17 protein-coding genes are annotated in these 21,939 nt (G+C 66.8%); 10 read left to right on the top strand and 7 right to left on the bottom strand.

Annotated elements, in window-relative coordinates; genetic code table 11:
- Positions 1-23 precede the first annotated feature (23 nt).
- The 7 genes from ABZ848_RS00335 (at position 24) to ABZ848_RS00365 (ending at position 8,359) form a co-directional block, all read left to right on the top strand.
- Positions 24-368 (top strand): hypothetical protein, encoded by a 345-nt coding sequence (locus ABZ848_RS00335; RefSeq protein WP_360822802.1) that lies wholly within the window; start codon positions 24-26, stop codon positions 366-368.
- Complete coding sequence (locus ABZ848_RS00340; protein ID WP_360822805.1) at positions 358-1,839, top strand: hypothetical protein; 1,482 nt, start codon at positions 358-360, stop codon at positions 1,837-1,839. The genes ABZ848_RS00335 and ABZ848_RS00340 overlap by 11 nt, the downstream gene beginning before the upstream one ends.
- A 276-nt stretch (positions 1,840-2,115) precedes the next feature.
- The gene (hsdR, locus tag ABZ848_RS00345) at positions 2,116-4,569 is read left to right on the top strand and encodes an EcoAI/FtnUII family type I restriction enzme subunit R (RefSeq protein WP_360822808.1); all 2,454 of its coding nucleotides are present in this window, start codon (positions 2,116-2,118) and stop codon (positions 4,567-4,569) included.
- A gap of 82 nt (positions 4,570-4,651) precedes the next feature.
- Positions 4,652-5,251, top strand: a complete 600-nt coding sequence (locus tag ABZ848_RS00350) for a type IV toxin-antitoxin system AbiEi family antitoxin domain-containing protein (RefSeq protein WP_360822811.1) — start codon at positions 4,652-4,654, stop codon at positions 5,249-5,251.
- Positions 5,248-5,691, top strand: coding sequence for a hypothetical protein (locus tag ABZ848_RS00355; protein WP_360822814.1), 444 nt, complete (start codon positions 5,248-5,250; stop codon positions 5,689-5,691). Before ABZ848_RS00350 ends, ABZ848_RS00355 begins: the two co-directional genes overlap by 4 nt.
- On the top strand, positions 5,691-7,211 hold the full coding sequence (locus ABZ848_RS00360; RefSeq protein ID WP_360822817.1) for a class I SAM-dependent DNA methyltransferase: 1,521 nt from the start codon (positions 5,691-5,693) through the stop codon (positions 7,209-7,211). Before ABZ848_RS00355 ends, ABZ848_RS00360 begins: the two co-directional genes overlap by 1 nt.
- On the top strand, positions 7,208-8,359 hold the full coding sequence (locus tag ABZ848_RS00365; RefSeq protein ID WP_360822820.1) for a restriction endonuclease subunit S: 1,152 nt from the start codon (positions 7,208-7,210) through the stop codon (positions 8,357-8,359). The genes ABZ848_RS00360 and ABZ848_RS00365 overlap by 4 nt, the downstream gene beginning before the upstream one ends.
- Here ABZ848_RS00365 and radC read toward each other — a convergent pair.
- From radC to ABZ848_RS00380, 3 genes are all read right to left on the bottom strand, one after another.
- The gene (gene radC / locus ABZ848_RS00370) at positions 8,343-9,017 is read right to left on the bottom strand and encodes a DNA repair protein RadC (protein WP_360822822.1); all 675 of its coding nucleotides are present in this window, start codon (positions 9,015-9,017) and stop codon (positions 8,343-8,345) included. The genes ABZ848_RS00365 and radC overlap by 17 nt on opposite strands.
- 7 nt (positions 9,018-9,024) lie before the next feature.
- On the bottom strand, positions 9,025-10,737 hold the full coding sequence (locus ABZ848_RS00375; RefSeq protein WP_360822825.1) for a DUF262 domain-containing protein: 1,713 nt from the start codon (positions 10,735-10,737) through the stop codon (positions 9,025-9,027).
- 1,049 nt (positions 10,738-11,786) lie between these two features.
- Complete coding sequence (locus ABZ848_RS00380; RefSeq protein ID WP_360822828.1) at positions 11,787-12,215, bottom strand: hypothetical protein; 429 nt, start codon at positions 12,213-12,215, stop codon at positions 11,787-11,789.
- Between the two features lie 352 nt (positions 12,216-12,567).
- Between ABZ848_RS00380 and ABZ848_RS00385 the strand changes: the two genes are divergently transcribed.
- A complete protein-coding gene (locus ABZ848_RS00385) occupies positions 12,568-13,392 on the top strand; it encodes a hypothetical protein (protein ID WP_360822831.1) in 825 nt (274 codons plus the stop codon).
- Between the two features lie 23 nt (positions 13,393-13,415).
- Complete coding sequence (locus ABZ848_RS00390; protein ID WP_360822834.1) at positions 13,416-14,222, top strand: hypothetical protein; 807 nt, start codon at positions 13,416-13,418, stop codon at positions 14,220-14,222.
- Positions 14,223-14,816: 594 nt separating this feature from the next.
- On the opposite strand, the gene ABZ848_RS00395 is transcribed toward ABZ848_RS00390, so the two are convergent.
- The 4 genes from ABZ848_RS00395 to ABZ848_RS00410 form a co-directional block, all read right to left on the bottom strand.
- A complete protein-coding gene (locus ABZ848_RS00395; protein WP_360822837.1) occupies positions 14,817-15,884 on the bottom strand; it encodes a hybrid-cluster NAD(P)-dependent oxidoreductase in 1,068 nt (355 codons plus the stop codon).
- Positions 15,881-17,137: an aromatic ring-hydroxylating dioxygenase subunit alpha gene (locus ABZ848_RS00400; protein WP_360822840.1), complete on the bottom strand. Its 1,257-nt coding sequence runs from the start codon at positions 17,135-17,137 to the stop codon at positions 15,881-15,883. Before ABZ848_RS00400 ends, ABZ848_RS00395 begins: the two co-directional genes overlap by 4 nt.
- A gap of 20 nt (positions 17,138-17,157) precedes the next feature.
- Positions 17,158-19,212 carry an NADH:flavin oxidoreductase gene (locus ABZ848_RS00405; RefSeq protein WP_360822842.1) on the bottom strand — a complete coding sequence of 685 codons (2,055 nt, stop codon included), beginning with the start codon at positions 19,210-19,212 and terminating at the stop codon, positions 17,158-17,160.
- A 171-nt stretch (positions 19,213-19,383) separates the two neighbouring features.
- Positions 19,384-20,166: an IclR family transcriptional regulator gene (locus ABZ848_RS00410; protein WP_360822845.1), complete on the bottom strand. Its 783-nt coding sequence runs from the start codon at positions 20,164-20,166 to the stop codon at positions 19,384-19,386.
- 187 nt (positions 20,167-20,353) lie between these two features.
- On the opposite strand from ABZ848_RS00410, the gene ABZ848_RS00415 reads away from it, so the two are divergent.
- Positions 20,354-21,937 carry an ABC transporter substrate-binding protein gene (locus ABZ848_RS00415; protein ID WP_360822848.1) on the top strand — a complete coding sequence of 528 codons (1,584 nt, stop codon included), beginning with the start codon at positions 20,354-20,356 and terminating at the stop codon, positions 21,935-21,937.
- Positions 21,938-21,939 lie beyond the last annotated feature (2 nt).

A 21,939-nucleotide genomic window follows, 5' to 3' on the forward strand; every position in this document is an offset into this window, starting at 1 on the left:
TAGCTCTTGCCGGGGAAAACGGAGTGGACCGCGCCTACGGGCGTTTCGTCATCGGCCTCCAGGCCGTCGACACGGCATTCACCTACGCCGAGGAGCGAGGCTTCCAGGTCCGCGCAATGCTCCACTCCCACCCCCGCGCCGCCTTCTTGTCGGCTACAGATCTTCGCTACTCCCTACGAATGCGCGGCTTCGTCACCGCGGTCGTACCGACCTTCGCCTCACCACCGATCGACCCCGCGCAATGGGGCTGGTGGCAGTACGACGGCAACTGGTGGGTCTGTTCCCCGCCCACCATCGATTCCGCCTGCCCGGAGGCCACGGTCCTCACCTTCGACGCTGAAGGAGTACGCGAACTCCATGAGTACTGACTACAGCCGCGGCCTACGCCTTGCCAGCGCGGCCGCAGGAACCGACACCGCCACGCTACGAGCGGCGATGTCCGCGACCCGAGTCCACGTGACCGCCGACCCAGAAATCCCGGGCGTCCTCACCGTGATTCCCGTCCTGGTCGCCGATCTGCGGCGCCTGCCCTACCAACTGAGCCTGGACCCACGCGGAGCGACCGCACCCCTGCCCGACCACGTGGTTGACGACCTCCAGGCCCTCGTCACCGGAATCGACCCCGATCACCCGCTGCACGTCAGCACTGCCCCACCAGGCTGCCTCCACATCCACCTCGGTACCCAGCCCCCGCCCGGCGCGGCGCTCAGCGGCATCCCCGACGGGCACGGTGTACGGCTTCGGCACGCCGGGCACCCGTTCCCGCACCAGACCGCTCCCGGCTCTGGACTCGGCGCCGTCCTGACCGCCGCCTCCCTGACCGCCGAAGTCTTCAAACGCACCACCGGGCTGCGCACCGGCACGTACGGGAACGCGCCGACGTTGGACTTCTGCCCGGTGACGCTGGGCACGGACCCGGGCACGGTGACAAACACCGTGTCAGAGCTCGAGAGCACCGCCCTGATCGGTGCCGGGGCCATAGGCACCGGGATCATCTTGATTCTGAACCTGCTCGGGGCAAGCGGCGAACTGACCGTCGTTGAGCCAGAGTTCTTCGAGTCGCCGAACGTCACGACGTACAGCATCGGCACCCTTAACGACGCAGCGGCACGCTCCCACAAGACAGACCTCGCCGTCCGGTACCTGCCCCGCCTCGACGTCAACCCCTTTCCGCACACCGCCCAGGACTTCATCAACGCCATCGACAACGGCACCGCATCCTGGCCCGGTACCGTCCTCGGCGCCGTACACAGCATCGAGGCCCGCCACGAGATCCAGCGCATCCACGCCGATCTCACCCTTGACGGCAGCACCGGCGGGCAGGCCGGCACCACCCTCGCCCTGCACGAAGCCCTCCCACAAGGACCGTGCCTGCGCTGCTACTACCCCCGTGCACTCATCCCCACGGGCCCCAGCGCCCCGCAACGCCTCCACGCACTGACAGGGCTCCCGCTGCAGCGCATCGCACGCGGCCAAGACCCTCTCACCCCTGCTGACCTCGAAGGCCTGTCCGCCAAACGCCAAGCTGCCCTGTCGCCCTATCTCGGAGTGCCAGTGTGCGGACTCAGCAACATCATGGGGCTGACCGCCAACGACGCGGACGACTTCCAGCCGTCCGCCGGGTTCGTCGCCCAACAGGCTGCCTGTCTCGTCGTCGGAGCCATGATCGCCCGCAGCACCAGCCACGCCACCGGTCCGATGCGCCACGTCGAGTACGACGCCCGCTTCGGCCCCTGGCACGACATGACCACCCCCCGCCGCCCCCGGTCGGGATGTGCCTGCCAGTCCGAAACTGACTTGATCGCCCGCGTACGTGCGCTCCGCCGTCGCCCCCGGTAGCTGAAGGCTGAGCCGCCTCCAAAGCTCAACAACACAGAAGCAGGACGCCACGGCCTACTCAGGCCGTCGAGGCTCCACCCCGTATGGGGTGGAGCCTGCGCGAAGGCACTCCGCTGGCATGTCGGGCGGAAACGGAAGCTCGCTCCGCGAGGTGTGGACATGTGGTGGACACAAGAAACCGGGCAGGGCGCTCTCGGATCGCCGGAGCCCAGATTTCCTCCCGCGGGTGACGGATTCTCGCCCCTCGCCCCCTCCTCCTGATGTACGAATCTTGTTATGGCGAGCGCAGGGGGACTGACCGAGCAGGAGACGTGCCGGGCCTTCGTACTGCCGGCGCTGTCCGCGGCGGGCTGGAGCAAAGATCAGATCCGCGAGCAGTACTCGATCAACGACGGCAAGCTCGTGGTGTCGCCGCGGCGGCATCGGCGTGAGCGGGCGTTGATAGCGGACTACGTCCTGGAGTACCGCGACGACGTGCCCCTCGCGGTCGTCGAGGCCAAGCGGACGAGTGTGGATGTCGCAGCTGGCATCGAGCAGGCCAAGCGGTACGCCCGCCGACTGGGCCTGCCTGTGGCCTACGCCACGAACGGCATCGAGATCTGGGAGATCGAGATCGGCGGCAACCGGCACCGAGTGTCGTCGTTCCCGTCCCCGGAGGAACTTTGGCAGCGGTACTGCGGCGAGAAGAAGATCACGAGCGATCTGGAGCGCGAGCTCATCCTCGCCCCGTTCGACCATCGCTTGCGCAACAACGATCTCACCCCCAAACGCCCCAGGTACTACCAGCGTCGAGCGGTCAACGAGGCACTCTTGGCGATAGCCCGTGGCCAGAAGCGGATCCTGCTGACGCTGGCCACTGGCACCGGCAAGACCATGGTTGCGTTCCAGCTGGTCTCAAAGTTGCGCGGGAGCGGATGGAACGGAGGCGAGAAGCCCCGCGTGCTCTACCTGGCTGATCGCAACATCCTGGTTGACCAGCCGAAGGACGACTACTTCGAGCCAGTCTTCGGAGACGTCGTCCACAAGATCAGCGGAGGGGTGCAGCGCGCCCGGCAGATCTTCTTCGCGCTGTACCAGTCGCTGGACAGCAGCAGAGGGGACGAAGCGGCGCTCTTCAGTCAGTACCCTCCGGACTACTTCCACCTGATCATCGTGGACGAATGCCACCGCGGCAGCTCGGCCGAAGAGGGTAAATGGCGGGGCATCCTCAAGCACTTCTCCCAGGCCGTACAACTCGGTCTGACCGCGACGCCGATCGCGGACTCGGAGCGGCACACCTACGGGTACTTCGGTGAGCCGGTCTACGAGTACTCCCTGAAGGACGGAATCGAGGACGGCTTCCTGGCCCCCTACCGTCTGCGACGGGTCCACCTGAATGTCGACATGACGGGCTTCAAGCCCGAACCTGGGCAGCTCGATACTTCCGGCAACCCCATCCCGGACCAGGTCTATACCCAGCGCCACTACGAGAAGGCGCTGGCCATTGAGGAGCGCACCGAGGAAGTAGCCCGGTACCTCACGAACTACCTGACCGATACGGACCGGATGGCGAAGACGATCGTCTTCTGTGAGAACAACGATCACGCACACCGCATGGTCGCCGCACTCAACCAGGCGAACCTCGACCTTGTCGCGCGCTACCCGGACTACGTCTGCCGGATCACCGACGACGACGGCAAGCCGGGAAGGGAGCTCCTGGATCGGTTCCGGCGGGACGACACCGACGAGCCGGTGATCGCCGTGACCAGCCAGATGCTGACGACCGGCGTGGACATCCCCTCGGCCCGCAACATCGTGATCGTGCGCCGGATCAACTCCATGCCGCAGTTCAAGCAGATCATCGGGCGAGGTACCCGGCTGTGCCTGGACATAGACAAGGGGTCCTTCGACATCATCGACTTCGTTGATGCGACTGTTCTGTTCAACGATCCCGAGTTCGACGGCCCGCCGCTGAGAGTCATCAATGACCGGACAGACCAGCAGGGAGAGCTGATCGAGCGCGAAGAGCTGGAGAGCCCGGACGGCCCCGCCGAAGAGGTCGCAGAGCCCGAAGCGGACTTCAAGTCAGGTGATGGAGGCACACTGCCTGCGGACGACGACGGGACGGCGATCACGGACGAGGACCGCGTCGATGAGATCCAAAGTCGCGGTACCCGGCGCATCTACGTCAACGGCGTGGAGGTCTTCGTCTGGAATGACATGCACTACCAGCTGCACCCTGACGGCCAGTCCATGCGCATGGTCCACTACCGGGAATACGTGCATGACCGTGTGCTGGAGCTGAAGCTGTCGCCGACGGATCTGAGGACGCAGTGGGCCACCGCCAAGAGCCGCAACATCCTGCGCGAGCGCCTGAACAGCGAAGAGATCGGCATCACGGAGGAGGACCTGCTGCGCAAGCTCGACCATCCCGAGGCCGACCCCATTGATCTGCTGATCAACGCGGCCTGGGAGCTGCCGCTGATCAGCCGGTCCGAGCGGGCCCACCGGGTACGCCGTGAGCACGATCAGTTCCTCAAGAGCTTCGCACCTGAGGCGCGTGAGGTGCTGGACGCGCTGTTGGATCGCTTCACCGAGAAGGGTGCCACGGAGCTGGAGGCGGGCGCGCTGCGCGTACCACCCTTCCAGCAGTTGGGTACGGTCCGGCAGCTGGCCACACGGTTTGGCGGGGCGCCGCAGATGCACGAGGCGATTGATGACCTGGCTAAGCGGATCTTCGACGTCGCATAACTACATCCTGCTTTTAGTTTCGCGTATCGATCTGCGTGAAACTAAAGGAAACTAGGAAGAGTATTTCTGCTACGCTCTCACGGTGCTCGGCGATGACACGACTCGCGACCGGCTCTGGCGCACTGCCGCCCGCCAGCGCGGCTACTTCACGGCCGCCCAGGCGCTCAAGGCTGGCTACTCCTACCAGGCCCAGCACTTCCACGTCGGTCGGCGCAACTGGATCCGTATCGACCGCGGCATCTACCGCTTCCGTGAGTATCTCGACCTGCCGAGCACCGACACGGACCACTTGGTCCGCTGGTCCCTCTGGAGCCGGGACAGGGCCGTGGTGTCGCACACGACGGCCCTTGCAGTGCACGATCTGGGCATCGCTAACCCGGCGGAGATCCACCTGACCGTACCACCGGGCTTTCGTGCTGATGACTCGGCTGTCGTGCTGCACCGCGCCGCTCTGGGCGCTGCGGAGATCGAACAGCACGAGGGGTTCAAGGTCACCACACCCCTGCGAGCCATTGCGGAGAGCGCCGCTGACGCGGTCGATCAGGACGTCGTCGACTCCGCAGTGAACGAGGCACTCTCGCGGGGCCTGACCACCCGACGCCGTCTCCTGCACGCCGCCCAGGAACTCGGAGCGCGAGCCGAACTCGGCGTAGAGCGCGCGCTGAGGGAGGTGACGGGGTGAAGGAGAAGCGGTACCAGGACGCTGTCGCACTCCGTAGGGCACTGGAGGCCAGGCTGAAGCGCCAGTCGGAGACTGAAGCCACAGATCTGGGACGCCTACGCCGCCGAGTGGTCTTCGACCGTATCGCTGCACGGCTCTCAGCCGACTCGGAGGCCGAGTGGATCCTCAAGGGCCGGGCCGCGCTTGAGTTCAGGCTCCGGAATCGGGCCAGAATGGGCGCCGACGCGGAGCTGTACAGCGTAGTGCGGCATGTCTTCACGATCCGGGACACACATGCCGTCCCTCATTTGATTCCCGACCCACCACTGCTGTGGCGGGACACGTACCCACCCCTCGCAGAGGGGCTGACCGAGACCACAGCGACCTTGGACAGCGCGCTGACCGCAGTGCGCGAATTCTGGGCGCGAGTTGTGAACGCCTCCACCGGAACGGAAGACTGATGCCGCCGCAGGACACCACCGGCCAACTGGCCATTGACGTACCCGCCCAGCCCAAGAAGCGAACCCGCGCGGAACTTCAGTCGGCCATCAAGTCGGCGCGCGACATCATGCGCAAGGACGCCGGCCTCAACGGCGACCTGGACCGCCTGCCTCAGCTGACGTGGATCCTGTTCCTCCGGGCCTTCGATGTGTGCGTGGAGGAGGAGCGGGAGGCGGAGATCCTTGGCTACGAGCGCGTGATCCAGCCGCCATACGACTGGAAGAGCTGGGGAGCAAGAACGGAATTTACGGGGAAGGAGTTCCTCGACTTCGTCAACATGAAACTTCTCCCGTATCTGCGTGACCTAAAAAGCGATGAAGAGGGAGATCCCAGGAATGTGATCTCCACCATCTTCCAGGATGTCAACAACCGGATGCTCTCGGGCACCTTGCTGCGCGACCTGGTCAACGTAGTCAATGACATCAACTTTGACTCCGCTGATGACATCCACACGATGGCCTTCGTCTACGAATCAATCCTGAAGGAGATGCGGGACGCCGCAGGTGACTCGGGCGAGTTCTACACCCCGCGACCGGTGATCCGGTTCATGGTGGAGCAGAGCTTCCTCAGGCTGGGCGAGTCCATCCTCGACCCGGCCTGCGGTACGGGCGGTTTCCTCGTGGAGGCCTACGAGGAGCTGAAAGAGCTCCCGCGCTCCCAGGTGGAACTGGCCGAACTCCACCACAACATCCGCGGCATGGAGAAGAAGCCGCTCCCGTATCTGCTCGGGATGATGAACCTCCTCCTCCACGGGATCGACGCGCCGAACGTGATCCGCACGAACGCACTACGCAAGATGCGGGAGGAGAGCAGCCCGAAGCACCGTGTCAACGTGGTGCTCACCAACCCTCCGTTCGGCGGTGAGGAGGAGAAGTCGGTAGCGGCGGCCTTCGACTCGGCCGGCGTCGGAACGCACGAGACGGCCTGGCTCTTCCTCTACTCCGTGATCGAGCGACTCAAGCCCGGCGGCCGCTGCGCGATCGTCCTTCCGAACGGTGTTCTGTTCGGCGGTGGCGTTGGAGCAAAGATCAAGCAGAAGCTGATGCGGGAGTGCAATCTCCACACGATCGTGCGCCTCCCGCAGGGCGTTTTCGCCCCGTACACGCAGATCCCCGCGAACCTGCTCTTCTTCGAGAAGGCTGGCTCGACGAAGGAGACTTGGTTCTACGAAGTCCCCTTGCCGGAGGGAAGGCGCGGGTACAGCAAGACGAAGCCCATGCGTTACGAGGAGTTCGCCGAGTGCGCGAAGTGGTGGGGGGGTGAGGAGCGTGCCGGGCGCGAGGCCAACGCGCATGCGTGGAAGGCCGATGCGAGTGAGATCACGGACGGTGGCTACAACCTGGACCTGTCCAATCCCCACGCTGATGATGATTTGGCACACCGGCCACCCGGGGAGCTGGTTGAAGAGCTCATCAAGACGGAGCAGGAAATTCTCGGACTGCTTGCCGACCTCAAGGCGACTCTGGAGTGTGGTTCGTGAGCGACTACCCACTCCGGAAGTTCGGATCCTTCTTGTCGCAGTGCCAACAAGGTGTTCAGATCGATCCGGCCCGTGAATATTCCACAGCTGGCATCCTCAACCGAGGCCGGGGCTTGTTCCGCCGCCCTGTGATCTTGGGATCAGAAACGAAGTATTCTAAGTACAACCGCCTGGGTGCGAATCAGTTGGTGTACAGCAAGCTATTTGCCTGGGAAGGCGCGATCACGGTCGTGCCGGAAGAGTTTGACGGGCTATTCGTTTCTCACGAGTTCCCTACGTTTGACATTGATCCCGAGCGTGCCGATGTGCGGTACGTTCGACATCTTGCTACTTGGCCGTCGCTGCATGTATCACTGGGCACGCGGACTTCTGGGGTGGGATCGAGGCGGCAGCGCGTCAATGTCGACCAATTGCTGAGCTGCGAGGTCCCGCTGCCGGATGTTGATGAGCAGCGGCGTGTTGCCACCAGGCTTGATGAGCTTGTGAGTCGCGTTGATTCGACAATTTCGTTGCGAGAGCGGATGTCTGAGCTTCAGTCCAACCTCTGTGAATCGCTCATCGCTTCGGCCGTGGCGAGCGTCAGTGAATCGGCTCGGATTGGCGAGATCCTGACCTTCACGCGCACGCCAGTAGAAATTGGCGAGACTGGCACCTACCGGACCATCGGCATTCGATCGTTCGGGCGGGGCATCATTCGTCACCCCGGCGTCTCTTCGGACGGGTTGAGCAAGCTCAGCTACTTCACGTTCCCCGAAGGGGCCCTCGCGCTAAGCAATCTCATGGCCTGGGAGGGGGGAATTTCCGTCACTCAAGCGAAGCATGCAGAATACATTGCATCGAATCGGTTCTTCTTCTATCTGCCCGTTGATGACCGGGCAAACACTAGCTACCTCCGGCACTTCCTACTCAGCAAGCAGGGGCTGGCGCTCGTCGGATCGGCGTGCTCGGCCGGCGCTGAACGTAACCGTACCCTTGGCCGGAAGCGTTTCGAGGCGCTGACTATCCCGCTTCCCCCACGCCCCGTACAGGACCAGGTCGCGAACACACTCGACCGGCTCGCGGAGCAGCTGAACAGCGCCTACGCCGAGCCCTCCCTCGCCGCCCTGCGACCCTCCATCCTCAACGCCGCCTTCACCGGTCAGTTGTGACCCGGCGCCAGGCGTTGTCCGTCACTACGACGTGATCAAGGAACCGAAGACCGACAGCCTGTGCGGCCTCCTGCAGGCGGTCGGTCACCCGGCGATCGGACGTGCTCGGCTCGAGGTTACCCGTGGGGTGATTGTGGGCCACGCCGAAGGCCGTTGCGCCGGCGGACAGGACCAGGGCGAGAGTGTCGCGCACCGGGATCAGGCTGCGGTCCGTGGCACCGTCGGTTATGCGGGCGACTCGGAGGACCTTGCCGGACGCGTCGCAGGCCACGACGATTACGCGTTCGTGGCGCAGCCCGCGCAGCAGCGGTGCGGTGACTGCAGCGAGGTCGGTGGTGGTCGTGACCCGGTCAGGGCTGTGCAGGTCCTGGTTCTGTAGGCGGCGAGCCAGTTGGAAGGCCGCCGCGACCCGTACCGCTTTCGCTTGGCCCATCCCCGGGAACTGCACGAGGGCTTGCGGGTCTGCCTGAGCCAGGCCGCGGAGCCCGCCGTGCGCCGCGAGGAGCTCGCCAGCCAGTTGGACCGCGTCCTGCCCCCGAATGCCTGAGCCCAGAAGAAGGGCGAGTAGTTCTCGGTCAGCGAGCGCCTCCGCGCCGTGGAGCCACAGCCGCTCTCGCGGGCGGTCGGCCGCCGGCATGTCTTTGACCCGCATCCGCATGCCCCGCTCAGTCTGCGGAATCCCGGTCGATCGGCTCGTCCGTATCGCTGACCCCACTCCCGCTGTCATCGGGGATGGCCACATGCTCCTGAGCTCCGGCAGCGGACGAGCCGATGAGTTCCATCAGGCGCTTGTGAAGGGTTTCGGAGCGCGCACGGAGGAAGCCCTCATAGTCGTCCCGCAGGGCGGCTTCGAAGGCATCCTCCTCGATGAGGCAGGTCGCCAGGCGCTTACGGATCGTGTCCTTGCCCTGGGTCTCGCACAGATCCTTCAAGTAGACCGATGGCGGCTGGTCGCTGATGGCGATGTTCGATACGGAACTCAGCATGATCAAGTTGGCGCAGACATTGGCCTGGCTCACGTTGAGTCCCTGCTTCTTCAGGAACGACTTCGGGAAGAAGTGGTGGAACTCCTTGTCGTTCTGCCAGGACAGCGCCTTGTCGGTGTCGATCCGGCGGCCGTTGCGGAGGTCCAGAGGGTGGGCCTCGGCGAGCAGCAGGCCCAGCAGCTTCGACGGGGCATTCGTGGCCCTGAACTGGTTGCGGCGCCACAGGACGCTGCGCGGCACGCCCGCACTGACCTCGATCTCATCGGTCCGGCCCGAGGCGAAGCTGTGGACCGCCTCGCGGTCGTCCGCCATCTGCCGCGCGTTCCACCCCTTGAAGTACTCGCCGCTGGCGGTGAGCCAGAACCATCGCTCGATGGCGTCGTACTGGGCCGCCGTGGCCTTCGGCGCCTGGCGGAAGATCTCGACCAGGACCGCGAACTGGTTGTAGTAGGGCAGGGCAGTAGCACGGGGCGTACGGACGTGCGTGGTCAGGAAGTCGACCGCGAGCTTGGATGCTTCGAGGGCGGCCTTGACCGCCTCCTCCAGCTCATCCTTGTTCAGATTCCGCAGCTGGTTCATGTCCTCGCGAGAGAACCCGAACCCGGCAGCGGCGGAGATCGTGCGCAGCATGGTCTTCGTGTCGACTTTCCCGTACTGCTTCCGGCTCAGGACGTCGAGCAGCTCGTCGATCTCGTCCTTGAGATCGAACTCCGGGCTCCAGGTCGCCGCCCGCATCAGGTCGACGACGGTGAGCGGGGTCGCGGTGCTGTTGATCCGCTCGAAGACCTTCGCAACCTCGGTCGACGGCATGCCCCGGAGGGTGACCACGGCGATCTGATAGTTCGAGAACCGGTTGTACAGCTCCGCGGCCCGCTCCTGCAGGTCCGCAGAGCCGAGCTTCGAAGCGCGGTTGGCGAAGAGGAAGCCGTTGGAGAGCAGCCGGACCGGGATGATCTGCGCGGGCGGGTCCTCCAAGGTGTCCGTATGCCTGAACGCCTGCTCTTCGAGGTCGTAGATGATGTTCCAATTGCTCTCGGCGTCACCATCCGGGGCCCAGTGCAGCGCCCCGCAGATCGTCGCCAGTCGCTGCTGTCCATCGAGGATGTAGTTCACCGGATAGCCATGGCGGTGTTCGCCGACAGCCAATCCGGCGACCGTGCGCTCACTCGCAAGCTGCTCGGTGCTCTGCCACAGCAGGATGCTGCCGATGGGGTAGTTACGCGCTACGGAATCGAGTAAATCGAGGATCTGCTGCCGAGTCCAAACGAAGTTCCGCTGGAACTTGGGCAGTACTACATCGCCCTCCAGCACCCGGTCGACCACGGTTACCAGTCGTGGCACGCTCGAGTCCGGATCCTGTGCCTGGCGCTTCTGAACAGGAATCGTCGCCAACGCATTCCCCCATCTGAGCAGTTGACGACAGTCTATGAGGCGACACTGACAACGGCGGTCGTAGCCCGGCACGACGGAAAGGCACTCTGTTGCGCGCGAGTTCGAGACCTCGACTTCGCCTGCCGCGCGGCCTGCGCCGATCCAGGCAGACCACATCAGGTGCCCCTCGGGAGGCCTCTCGGGGGTGGCCAGTGGACACGCAGTGGACGGAAGGACCCGGAAGGATCAGGAAGGCCGACGCAGAGCCAGAATGGCAAAGCGCCTCTGACCTGCGGTTATAGGAAGGTCGAGGCAAGAGCGGGGACGGATCGGAAGATCAGAAAAGGACTCATAATCCGTCGGCCGTGGGTTCGAGTCCCACCCGCCCCACCTGTGCAGGTCTCTGACCTGCGGAAACGTTCATTTTATCCTGTCGGATCGTCAACTTTGCCCGAACGGACTGAATCCGCTGCTCGTGGGTTTGACGCTGGGTTCGTCTATGTCGGCTGATGCCCTTCTGACCTGCATGGACGCGTGCGGATGTGTTGCCGCTGAGACGTGTGTACTCGGCTCCGCTGCGACAGGGCCATTTTGTTGGGGCCATCCTGAGGCCGGAGGCACAGGGGAGTGCCTCGGAGGCGTTGTTCGACGAGTCGGCTGCGTGTGGCGCAGGGCGTTTCATGTGGCGACCGTCTGGGGTTCTAGCTCTGCGAGGCGAGGGCGATCCAGGCCAGCTAGGACATCCGCCCCCACAATTCGGGAAATAGGTAAGGATGCCTGGGCCCTGGGCGTGAGTGGGCGCAGAACAGACTTCCGGCCGCATCCTGTACGCCACTCTCACCAGTACATCGACGCCACCGCTCACACCTGTGTCCTGATCGCCCTGGGTGGGGTGCCACCGCCGTCGAGTTTGCGACGGCCCCCGGCCTCTTCTCACTTCTGATGTTGATCGCCAATGCCCAGAGCATGGTGCGCGGGCGTTTCCAGGCATGCGGGTGTGCTGTCCCCCGCACATTGCCAGGGACAGCACACCCGCATGCGACCTGGCGGCCGTCGGCTCTCGACTCAGGTCAGCCGAGCGCCTGCTTGTAGGTCCAATTTCCTGTGCTGATGACGGTGGTGGGTGCACCCATGGAACTCTTTCCGCCCGGGTAGAAGCGGACGGAGCCGTCGGCCATGAGCGCCCAGATGTCCGGGATCTTGTCCCCGTTGACGTCCGGAGTACCGCGCATCAGCCGTACGTCGCTGCGGTACCAGCCGGAAGCCGCGTACTCCGCGTCCGAGCCACCTGCGGAGGCAGCCGCTGAACCGAGCGAGTTGAGATCGACACCCCCGCCGCTCGTAGCCGCCTTGCCGGTGCGCAGCAGCAGACGACCGCTGACGTCGGTGCGATAGAGCAGGTCGGCGACATTGTCCCCGGTGACGTCCTGGACGCTGACGAGGTCGCGGTCGCCAGGTGCACGACTTGCCTCGCAGTCGTTCAACTCCGGCCAGGGCAAGGGGCGTGTGTGGTCGGAGGAGGGCTCACCCGGGATGAGGTACTACGGAACCGACAAGAGGCGCACAAGGACGCCTGTCCCGAGGCCGACGCCGGGGCCGAGCGCGAGTCCCGGGACCCCGGTCGATGAGCCCACCCGAACGCCGACCGCCGAGCCCAGCCCGTCGGCTACCGGCACCTACTTGCCAGGGTCCCCTGTCGGGGGCTACGAGGTGGATGCCCGCGGATATGGTCTGGCAGCTGCGGTCGCCAGCGTGGTGTGGGCAACCATATGGGGCGCAGGGCGGGTGCTGTCCGAGGGGCCGACCTGTGTTCTGGGAGGCGCCTGCTGAGGCGCCAGTAAGGTGAATTACATGAACGTCTATGTTGAGGCCTCGTTCGACACCTCTGTCGGGGTCAGCCCGGGCGAATCCCTGGTCCAGTGGTTCAGGATGGCACGGGCCAGGCTGTTCGATGACCTGGTGAAGGCGGAAGCCCGTGGCGACGAAGGCGTGTTCTCCCGTGGGACAGTCCGCCAGGACATCGACGATTCTTCTCACGATTTGGAGAACGTAGGAAGTAACTGGGAAAATTTTGAGCAATTCCTAGCAGCCTTTCCCTGGCGCGCAGGGGTCCATTACTTCAGCCGGGATGGCGAATTGTCTGAGCTGGGGTGGGCGCGTGCGCTTCACGTTCTCACTGACGGTTCATTGTGGCGCACATCGGCCGCGGTAACGGTAACCTCTCCGGATCACGCCGGGTCCTGCGCCAGGTTGGTGGACTTCCTGCACGGGGCGTTGGACACAGTCAATCCGGCCTTTGGCCGCATCGAGCTGGACAACTTCAACGAGGTCACGAATCTCGATGCCGCGCTGGGCCGAAGGAAGCGGACGTCGCTGCGTGAAAGTCGTGAGCTCCTGCGGGGTTACGCCTGGGTCACGGTGTGCCCAGCGGAGCTGTCGGCACGGCTGGGCGGCGTCACGGAGCTAGAAGCCTCGGGTGCCTTTCACCGGGTAATTCCGCTGCGGGCGGGGGGTGTGCTGCTGCAGGCTTCGGAGACCTTGGCTGGATACACGGATGAGGTGATGCAGCGAGTGTTCGAGGCGCTCGCCCCCGTGCTGCCGGACGGCGAGCCGCGCCCGGATCCGGCCTATCCGTACATGCGTTTCGTGCCAAGGGATGCCGCCAACGTTCGCTGAGCTGCCGCGTCATGGACGTGTACATGGAGGCGACCCTCGATCCGCTCGGCGAGGCCGCGCGGGGCACAGCGGCGGTTGCCTGGTTCCGCAGGGCGTTGTCCGGGCCGCTCGCTGAACTTGTCCGCCAGGAGGAGCGAGTTGAGTACGGTGTGCACACCGGGACGTCCATCCGGCAGTCCGAGGGCAGTCGGCGCACTCACATCGATCATCTGGGCAGGAACCGTGGACGGCTGGACGAGGAACTCGCGAAGAGTCCGGAATGGGCTGTCACGGAGTTCTATGGCGAGGATGTTCTCGCGCGCGTACAGTGCTCCTATTTCCCGGTGGAAGGGGAATGGTCGCAGTTCGTCGTGGGTCTCCAGGCTGGATCTTCGAGTTTGTCCGACCCGGAGTACTGCACAACACTCGTGAATTTCTTTGCTCAGGCGCTCGACGATCTGAATCCGGCGTTCGCCCGCATAGAGAGGGACTCTTTCTCGGACTGGTCGAACATCGAGGCCGCGTTGACGCGTGATCTCGATGAGTCCCTGCCGGAGGGGCGAGATTTCCTACGTGGCTACGCATGGGTCACGGTGTGCCCTGAGGAGTTGGCGAGCCGACTGGGTGGCCATCAGGGGTTGGCCGCCTCCGGAGTCTTCCACCGAGTAATTCCCCTGAGGGCGGGCGGGGTACTACTGCAGGCCTCGGAGACGTTGGCTGGATACACGGACCAGGTCATGGGGCAGGTATTCAGGGTGCTCGCCCCGGTTCTGCCCGAGGGCCAACCCCACCCAGATCCGTCCCATCCCAACCTCCGCTTCGTGCTGCGAGACGCTGCCACCGTTCGGTGAGCGGCCGCATCATTGACCTGGCGGCCACGATGCGGCTGTCAGGCCGGAGCTGGGGCGGCGATGATGCGTGAGGCCGGAGCTGGAGGCGGTGGTGCGTCGTACAGAGGGGTCACTTCACTCCTGCTCGACACCGAGGGCGACGACCCGCCGCGGGAAGACAACGTCAGCTACCTGTCCGACGGCATGCACGACCTGATCAAGGCCGTACGCCGTGCGACCAGGCGGCTTGTCAGTGCCACCCACACCAGCGACGAGGCTGCGTCAGTGGGCCACGGAGGCTCTGACCCGAGACTCGGGGCGGAGCCTCTGCGCGTTGGAAGAGCAATCCGCTGCGCGTTAGTTCGAGCCCCGTTTCCGAGCAGATTGACAAGGGCTGAGGAGCACCCACATGGATAAGCCTATCTGACCTGCGAAAACGTCAAGGATGAGCGTTGATCGGCAAGGTCCGCCAAGATCCCCAATGGACTCATAATCCGTCGGCCGTGAGTTCGAGTCCCACCCGCCCCACCTTTGCAGGCTTCTGACCTGCGGAAACGTTCCTTTTTTGGTTCCGTCGGCCGGTTCGGCGGCGGGTGAGGGCCGCATTCGGTGGCGTCAGGCGTCGACCACGAGGTCCTCCCGCGGCTTGGCGCAGCACAGCAGGATCTTGTTCTGGGCTATCTCACGAGGGCGGATGCCCCCGTTGTGCCGCATGTCGACGGATCCGGACAGCAGGGTCGTCTTGCAGGTGCCGCACATTCCCTGGGCGCAGGACGCCGGGAGGCTCAGGCCCGCCCGGGAGGCCGCCGCGAGGAGGGAGGTGTCCGCGTCGCAGGTGAGGGTGCGTCGGCTGCGGGTGAACTCGACGGTGTACGACAGGTTTTCGGCCGTGGGCGTCGGGTCGGCCGGGGGTTCGTCGGCCTGGGGTGGAGAGAAGGTGAAGCTCTCCTCGTGGTGGCGGGTCGTCGGGAACCCGGCCGTCGTGAGCAGGTCGCGCACCGCCGCCATGTAGCCGGGCGGGCCGCAGGTGAAGATCTCCCGCCGGCCGAAGTCGGGGGCGATCTGCCGGAGCATGTCGAGGGTGAGCCGGCCACGGTGGCCGCCCCAGGGTTCGGTGAGGCCGTCCTCCTCGCAGACGTGCGCCACCCGGATGGTGGGCGCGGTGGCGGCGATCAGGTCGAGTTCGCGGCGGAAGAGGATGTCGTCGGGGGTGCGGGCGCTGTGCACGAACACCACGTCGGCCGGGTGCGCGAGGTCGTAGAGGGTCCTGGTCATGGCCATCATCGGCGTCGCGCCGCTGCCGCCGGACAGGAAGAGGTACTTCGGCGCGGGGTGCCGGGTGAAGGAGAAGTCCCCGAGCGGGCCCCGCGCCCGTACCGTGCCCCCGGGGCGCAGATGGTCGTGCAGCCAGTTGGAGACGAGGCCGCCCGGCACCCGCTTCACGGTGATCGTGAGGGTGTGGGGGCGGGTCGGCGGCGAGGAGATGGTGTAGCAGCGTTCGACCGAGCGGCCGTCCATGGTGACGCGGAGGGTGAGGAACTGGCCCGGGGTGTGGTGGAAGAGCCTGGGCTGCGGGGGCTGGAGGACGAAGGTCCTGACGTCGGGGGTGAGGACGTGGACCTGCTTGCAGACCAGGAGCCCGTCGTAGTCCTCGTCGGTCCAGGCCGGGAGGGTGTCGGTCATCGTGCGAGGTGCGCCTTCAGTCGGGTCACGTACCAGTTGACGAACGCCTCGACCTGGTACTCGGTGGGGTTGTACGGCCCCGGGAGATAGGCGGGGCTGGAGATGCCCTGCTGGGCGCGGGCGACCAGGAGCGCGTCCTGGTCGTTGGTGGCCGTCCACACCCGGGTCAGGGAGTCGAGGTCGTAGTCGACCCCCTCCACCGCGTCGGCGTGCACCAGCCAGGTGGTGCGGACCAGGGTGCGGTCCGGGGCGAGCGGGATCACCGAGAAGGTGATGGCGTGGTCGGAGAGGAAGTGGAACCAGGCGTTGGGCTGCATGTGCAGGGACAGGCGGCCCAGGCGAGCCGTGGTGAAGTCGGCCAGGAGTTTCCCGCAGGCCGCCGTGCCGTCCTCGGTGAAGGACTCGCCCGCGCCGTCCAGCGGTTCGCGCTGGATGCGGAAACCCGTGGCGCGGGTGTCCAGTTCCTCGATCGCGGCATACGGCAGGCCCAGCGACTCGTACGTCGTCCGGGACTCGGCGTCGGCCTGGAGGTAGCGGTCGTACGCCGGGCGCAGTACCGGCGGCACGTCCTCCTCCGCGTAGCCGTAGACGGGGAAGAGGGAGCACTGGAGTTCCGGGTGGCCGCCGCAGTGGTAGCACTCCCGGTTGTTCTCCATGGTGAGCTTCCAGTTCCCGTTCTCCACCAGGTCGATCTGCGTGGCGACCTTGGCCCGGCCCAGGCCGTGCGGCGCGATGTACGGCTCGATGCGGGCGGCCACCTCGTCGAAGTCGGCGGGTGGTTGATCAGCGAGGCAGATGAACACCAGGCCGGCGACGGTACGGGCGTGCACGGCGCGCAGCCCGAAGCAGGACCGGTCGAAGTCGGGCGGCAGCGACTCCGCGTGCAGCAGCCGGCCGTCCACGCCGTAGGTCCAACGGTGGTAGCCGCAGACGATGTTGCCGACCGAGCCGCGCTGCTCGTCGAGGATGCGGGCGCCGCGGTGACGGCAGACGTTGTGGAAGGCCCGTACCTCTTCGTCGTCGTCGCGGAGCAGGATCACCGAGTACGGGCCGAGGGTCACGGTCACGTAGTCGCCGGGCTCGGGGAGTTCGGCCTCGGCGGCGACGAACAGCCAACTCCGGGCGAAGACCGCCTCGATGTCGAGGTCGAAGAACTCCTGGCCGGTGTAGAAGGGGGCTTCGAGGCTCAGGCCGGGGACGCGGCGGGCCACCAGGGCGGCCGTGCCGGTGGCGGGGGCGGCGAAAGTGGTCAACTTCGTTTCTCCAGAGGGTCTCAGACCGGCAGGCACAGCCGCAGGGCGTCGTACACGGCCGCGTGGATGTTGCGGCTCGCCACCGCGTCACCGATGCGGAACAGCTGGTAGCGCCCGGACGGATCGCGGATCACCGTCTGCTCGCGGTGGGCGAGCAGGGCGCGGTGGTCCACCTCGCCCAAGTTGCTCGATCCGGGCAGGAGTTCGCGGTACAGCTCGTCCGCCGGGAGGGTTCCGTGTTCCACGATCACGTGGTCGACGGTGAGTTCGGTGTCGGCGTCGGTGTAGTCGCTGCTCAGGGTCGCGGTCAGGCGACCGTCCGGGGCGCGGCGCACGGCGCGCAGGCGGCGGGCGAGGGTGGTCGTGACGTCGTGTTCCGCGAAGACCCGGAGGTAGGCGGGGGAGTTCATGCTGCCGACGTCGGGGGCGAGGGTGCGTTCCGGTGTCGCGTAGTGCAGGCGGGCGCCGGAGGCGGCGAGTACCTCGACGGCGTCGAGGGCGGGGTAGCCGCCGTGGTCGTCGTAGACCAGTATCGTCGCCTCGCTCTTCGGGCGCAGTGAGCCGGTCAGCGCGTCCCAGGTGTCGGCGACCAGGTCCGCGCCCGCCTCCAGGAAGGTGGTGTTGGGCATGCCGCCGGTGGCGACGACGACCAGGTCGGGGTGTTCGGCGAGTACGTCGGCGGCCTCGGCGTAGGTGCCGAAGCGCAGGTCGACGCCGTGGTGCTTGCACTCGGCGACCCGCCAGTCGACGATGCCGAGCAGGTCGCGGCGGCGGGGGTTGGCGGCCGCGAGCCGGATCTGGCCGCCCGGCTGGTCCCCCGCCTCGAACAGCACCACGTCATGGCCGCGTTCGCCCAGGACGCGGGCGGCCTCCAGCCCTGCCGGACCGGCGCCGACGACAACTGCCTTCCTGCGGCGTCCCGTTGTGGCCGGGATGGTGTGGGGCAGGTGGAGTTCCCGCCCGGTCGACGGGTTGTGGACGCATTTCGTGTCGCCCGAGTCGTAGATCGCGTCGAGGCAGTAACTCGCGCCCACGCAAGGGCGGATACGGTCCTCCTGACCCGCGGCGACCTTGGCGACCAGATGCGGGTCGGCGATCTGCGCGCGGGTCATGCCGACCAGGTCGAGCAGTCCCTCGCGCAGTGCGTACCGCGCGGTCGCGGGATCCGCGATGCGGGCCGCGTGCATCACCGGCACCCGCAGCCGGCGCCGGACCTCGCCGGTGAACTCCAGGAACGGGCCCAGCGGAGTGCCGATCGGCGGGATGGCCCGTACCAGCGACGCGTCGCTCTCGATGGAGCCGCGGATGGTGCTGACGAAGTCGATGCCGTCCTCGGTGAAACGCTCCGCGGCCACCAGGGCGTCGTCGAAGGTCAGCCCGCCGGGCCGGACCTCGTCCAGCATCAGCCGGATCCCGACCACGAAGTCCGGGCCGACCGCCTCCCGTACCGCCCGGACCACCCGGCGCGGGAACGCCATGCGGTGCTCCAGGCTGCCGCCGAGGTCGTCGTCGCGGTGGTTGGTGGTGGGGGAGAGGAAGCTGTCGAGGAAGTGGCCGTACGCCTCCAACTCGATGCCGTCCAGGCCGCCTTCGCGGCAGCGCAGCGCGGCCGAGACGTAGTCGGCGGTGATCCGGTCGAGGTCCCACGGCTCGGCGGCCTTGGGGAACGCCCGGTGCGCGGGCTCCCGCAGCGGTGACGCGGAGAGCACCGGCAGCCAGTCGCCGGTGTAGTTGCTGGTACGGCGGCCGAGATGGGTGACCTGGCACATCACCGCGGCCCCGGCCTCGTGCACCTCGTCGGTGAGCCGGCGCAGCCACGGCACGATGTCGTCCCGGTATAGCAGCAGGTTGCCGAAGGCGGGCGGGCTGTCCGGCGAGACCACGGCGGAGCCGCCGATCATGGTCAGGCCGACACCTCCGCGCGCCTTCTCGACGTGGTAGGCGCGGTAGCGGTCCTTGGGCAGACCGTCCTCGCCGAAGGCGGGTTCGTGGGAGGTGGAGACCACCCTGTTGCGCAGGGTCAGGTGTTTGAGGCGGTAGGGCTGGAGCAGGGGATCGAGGCTCTGGGCGGGCATGACCGCTCCTCGGGGGGTGGGGTGCCGACGGCCACGTCAGGGCAGCGGTGACTGCATGGCCGTAACGGCTGTATCGCATTGCGAAACAGATGCGTGATGCGAGACAAATGGTGGAGTCGCAAACCCGCGGCCGTCAAGAGCCGACCGCGGCCGCCGGTCCCCGGTCCGCCGTCAGCCGTGCTTGTGGTGTCCCCGGCGCCAGGAAATCCGCGCGCCCGCCTCCCGCACCCGTTCGGCCAGCGCCGGCACGGTGTCCTCGTCGACGCGGAACGTCGGGCCGGAGACGGTGACGGCGGCCACGATCTGGCCGTCCGGCGAGCGCACCGGCGCGGCGATCGCGGCCAGCCCGATCTCGTGCTCCTCCGACGTGGTGGCGTACCCGCGCTCCCGGATCGCCTTCAACTGCTCCTTCAGACGCGCCGGTTCGACGATCGTGTGCGGGGTGTACTCCACGAGCCCGCGCCCCAGCACCTCGTCGAGTTGCGGCTCCGGCATGTGTGCGAGGAAGAGCTTGCCGGCCGCGGTGGCGTGCAGGGGGCTGCGCTTGCCGACCCAGTCGACGCTGGAGATGGTCGCGCCGCCCATCTCCTGGTCGATGGTGATCACTTCGAGCCCGTCGTGGATGGCGAGGTTCACCGTCTCGCCCACCTCGGCGGCCAGCTCCCGGCAGACCGGGCGGCTCAGCAGGGACAGATCGCTCTGCCGTCCGGCACCGGCGGCCAGTTCGACCATGCCGAAACCCAGGCGGTAGCGCCCGCGCTCGGCGTCCTGCTCGACCAGGCCGCGCGACTCCAGGGTGGCGAGCAGCCGGAAGACCGTCGCCTTGTGCAGACCCAGCGCCTCGGCGAGTTCGGTCACTCCGGACGGCCCGCGCCGGGACAGCGACTGAAGGATCGAGACGGCCCGGTCCACGGACTGCACCGAGGTGTCACGGGGCCTTCCGGTGCTGGTCATGGCGGAAAGGATAGCCAGCCGACCGGTTGCCGCCGCGGCCCCCATGGCCCGGCCCCGCCGGTTACGGGTCCGTTTCGCCGGTTAATTCTCCGCGCCCGAGGGTTGGCGGGAAACCGTCCGCTGGCTATCGTTCACGCACTCCACTCAATCGTTCCGCTGAACGAATAGCGAGAAGGACGGTCGGCCCATGCCCGACACCCACCACCCAGGACGGCGGTCGTTCCTCACCGCCGGTGCGGCAGGCGCCGCCTGCCTCGGTGCGTCCTGGCTGCTGTCCGGATGCTCGGGCGCGGACGCCGGCACGGTGCTGCCGGCCGCGGCGCCGGGGGGCACCCCGGACCGCGGCGGCACCCTCCGCATCGCCCGGCCGCCCGCCTCAGACGCCGAGACCCTCGACCCGGCCAGCTCCCTGTCGGCGTACGAATACCTCGGCGCCCTCTACAACCGCCTCGTCCGGGTCGGCAGCGACGGCGCCCTCGCCCCCGACCTCGCCGAGTCCTGGGAGACCGACGCCAAGGCCACCACCTGGACCTTCCGCCTCCGCAAGGGCGTCACCTTCCACGACGGCCGGGCCTTCACCTCCGCCGACGCCGCCTACACCCTGCGCCACATCATCGACAAGGCGACCGCCTCCCCGCAGGCCGCCGTCCTCGCCCCGCTCATCGACGCGAAGACCCTGCGCACCCCCGACGCGCACACCCTCGTCGTCCCGCTGAAGTCCCCGAACGCCGAGTTCCCGAGCCTGCTCACGCACTACAACTGCTACGTCATCCCCGACGGCAGCGCGAAGGCCGTCGGCCGTACCGGCATCGGCACCGGCCCCTTCAAGCTGGAGTCCTTCGCGCCCGCGGGCCCCGGCCGTATCACCGCCTACGCCGACCACTGGGCCGGACGCCCCGTCCTCGACGCGATCTCCTTCTATTCGGTCGCCGACATGTCCGCCCGCGCCAACGCCCTCCTCGCCGGCCAGGTCGACCTGCTCTCCCAGACCAACCTCGACTTCGCGACGGCCCGCGTGGTCGCCGCCTCCGATCGCGCGACCGTCGCCCGCGTGAAGAACGCCCAGTGGTACGTCCTGCCGATGCTCACCACCGACAAGCCCTTCACCGACGTACGCGTACGCCAGGCGATGAAGCTCGCCTACGACCCCGAGCACGTGGTGAAGGTCGCCCTCCAGGGCGCCGGCACCGCGGGCTGGGACAACCCGGTCCCGCCGGACGACCCGCTGCACATCGCAGCGCACCCGAAGCACGACCCGGAGCAGGCCAAGTACCTGCTCAAGCAGGCGGGTCAGGAGGGGCTGGCGATGGATCTCTACACCTCCGCCTACGATCCGCTGCTCACGCCGATGGCCCTCGCCTACCAGGAGTCCGCCAAGCGGGCCGGCATCCGCATCCGGGTCAAGACGGCCGCCGCGGACTCGTACTACACGCAGATCTGGATGAAGAAGCCGCTGATGGCGACCTACTGGTACACGGGCCGGCCCGTCGACCAGCTCTTCACGCAGATCTTCCGCGGCGGCTCCTCCTACAACGAGACCGCCTGGTCCGACAAGGCCTTCGACGCGCTCCTCGACCGCGCCCGCGCGGAGACCGACGACGCGTTGCGCCGCGAACTCTACGGTCAGGCGCAGACGATGGTGATCGAGAAGGGCGGGGCGATGACCCCGATGTTCGCCGACCGGCTGGTGGGGATCTCCCGCGAGGTGCGCGGATACGCCGAGCACGGCTTCGAGTTCGACTACCTCGGCATCGGCCTGAAGGGAGCCTGAGC

This window comes from Streptomyces sp. NPDC047081, from assembly GCF_040643775.1.
Taxonomy (GTDB): domain Bacteria; phylum Actinomycetota; class Actinomycetes; order Streptomycetales; family Streptomycetaceae; genus Streptomyces.

What these genes read in the sequence shown, in the direction of transcription:
- ABZ848_RS00340 (WP_360822805.1), top strand. Translation starts at nt 358, where the DNA reads ATGAGTACTGACTACAGCCGCGGCCTACGCCTTGCCAGCGCGGCCGCA.
- hsdR (WP_360822808.1), top strand. Translation starts at nt 2,116, where the DNA reads ATGGCGAGCGCAGGGGGACTGACCGAGCAGGAGACGTGCCGGGCCTTC.
- ABZ848_RS00360 (WP_360822817.1), top strand. Translation starts at nt 5,691, where the DNA reads ATGCCGCCGCAGGACACCACCGGCCAACTGGCCATTGACGTACCCGCC.
- radC (WP_360822822.1), bottom strand. Translation starts at nt 9,017, where the DNA reads ATGCGGATGCGGGTCAAAGACATGCCGGCGGCCGACCGCCCGCGAGAG.
- ABZ848_RS00385 (WP_360822831.1), top strand. Translation starts at nt 12,568, where the DNA reads ATGAACGTCTATGTTGAGGCCTCGTTCGACACCTCTGTCGGGGTCAGC.
- ABZ848_RS00390 (WP_360822834.1), top strand. Translation starts at nt 13,416, where the DNA reads ATGGAGGCGACCCTCGATCCGCTCGGCGAGGCCGCGCGGGGCACAGCG.
- ABZ848_RS00395 (WP_360822837.1), bottom strand. Translation starts at nt 15,884, where the DNA reads ATGACCGACACCCTCCCGGCCTGGACCGACGAGGACTACGACGGGCTC.
- ABZ848_RS00405 (WP_360822842.1), bottom strand. Translation starts at nt 19,212, where the DNA reads ATGCCCGCCCAGAGCCTCGATCCCCTGCTCCAGCCCTACCGCCTCAAA.
- ABZ848_RS00410 (WP_360822845.1), bottom strand. Translation starts at nt 20,166, where the DNA reads ATGACCAGCACCGGAAGGCCCCGTGACACCTCGGTGCAGTCCGTGGAC.
- ABZ848_RS00415 (WP_360822848.1), top strand. Translation starts at nt 20,354, where the DNA reads ATGCCCGACACCCACCACCCAGGACGGCGGTCGTTCCTCACCGCCGGT.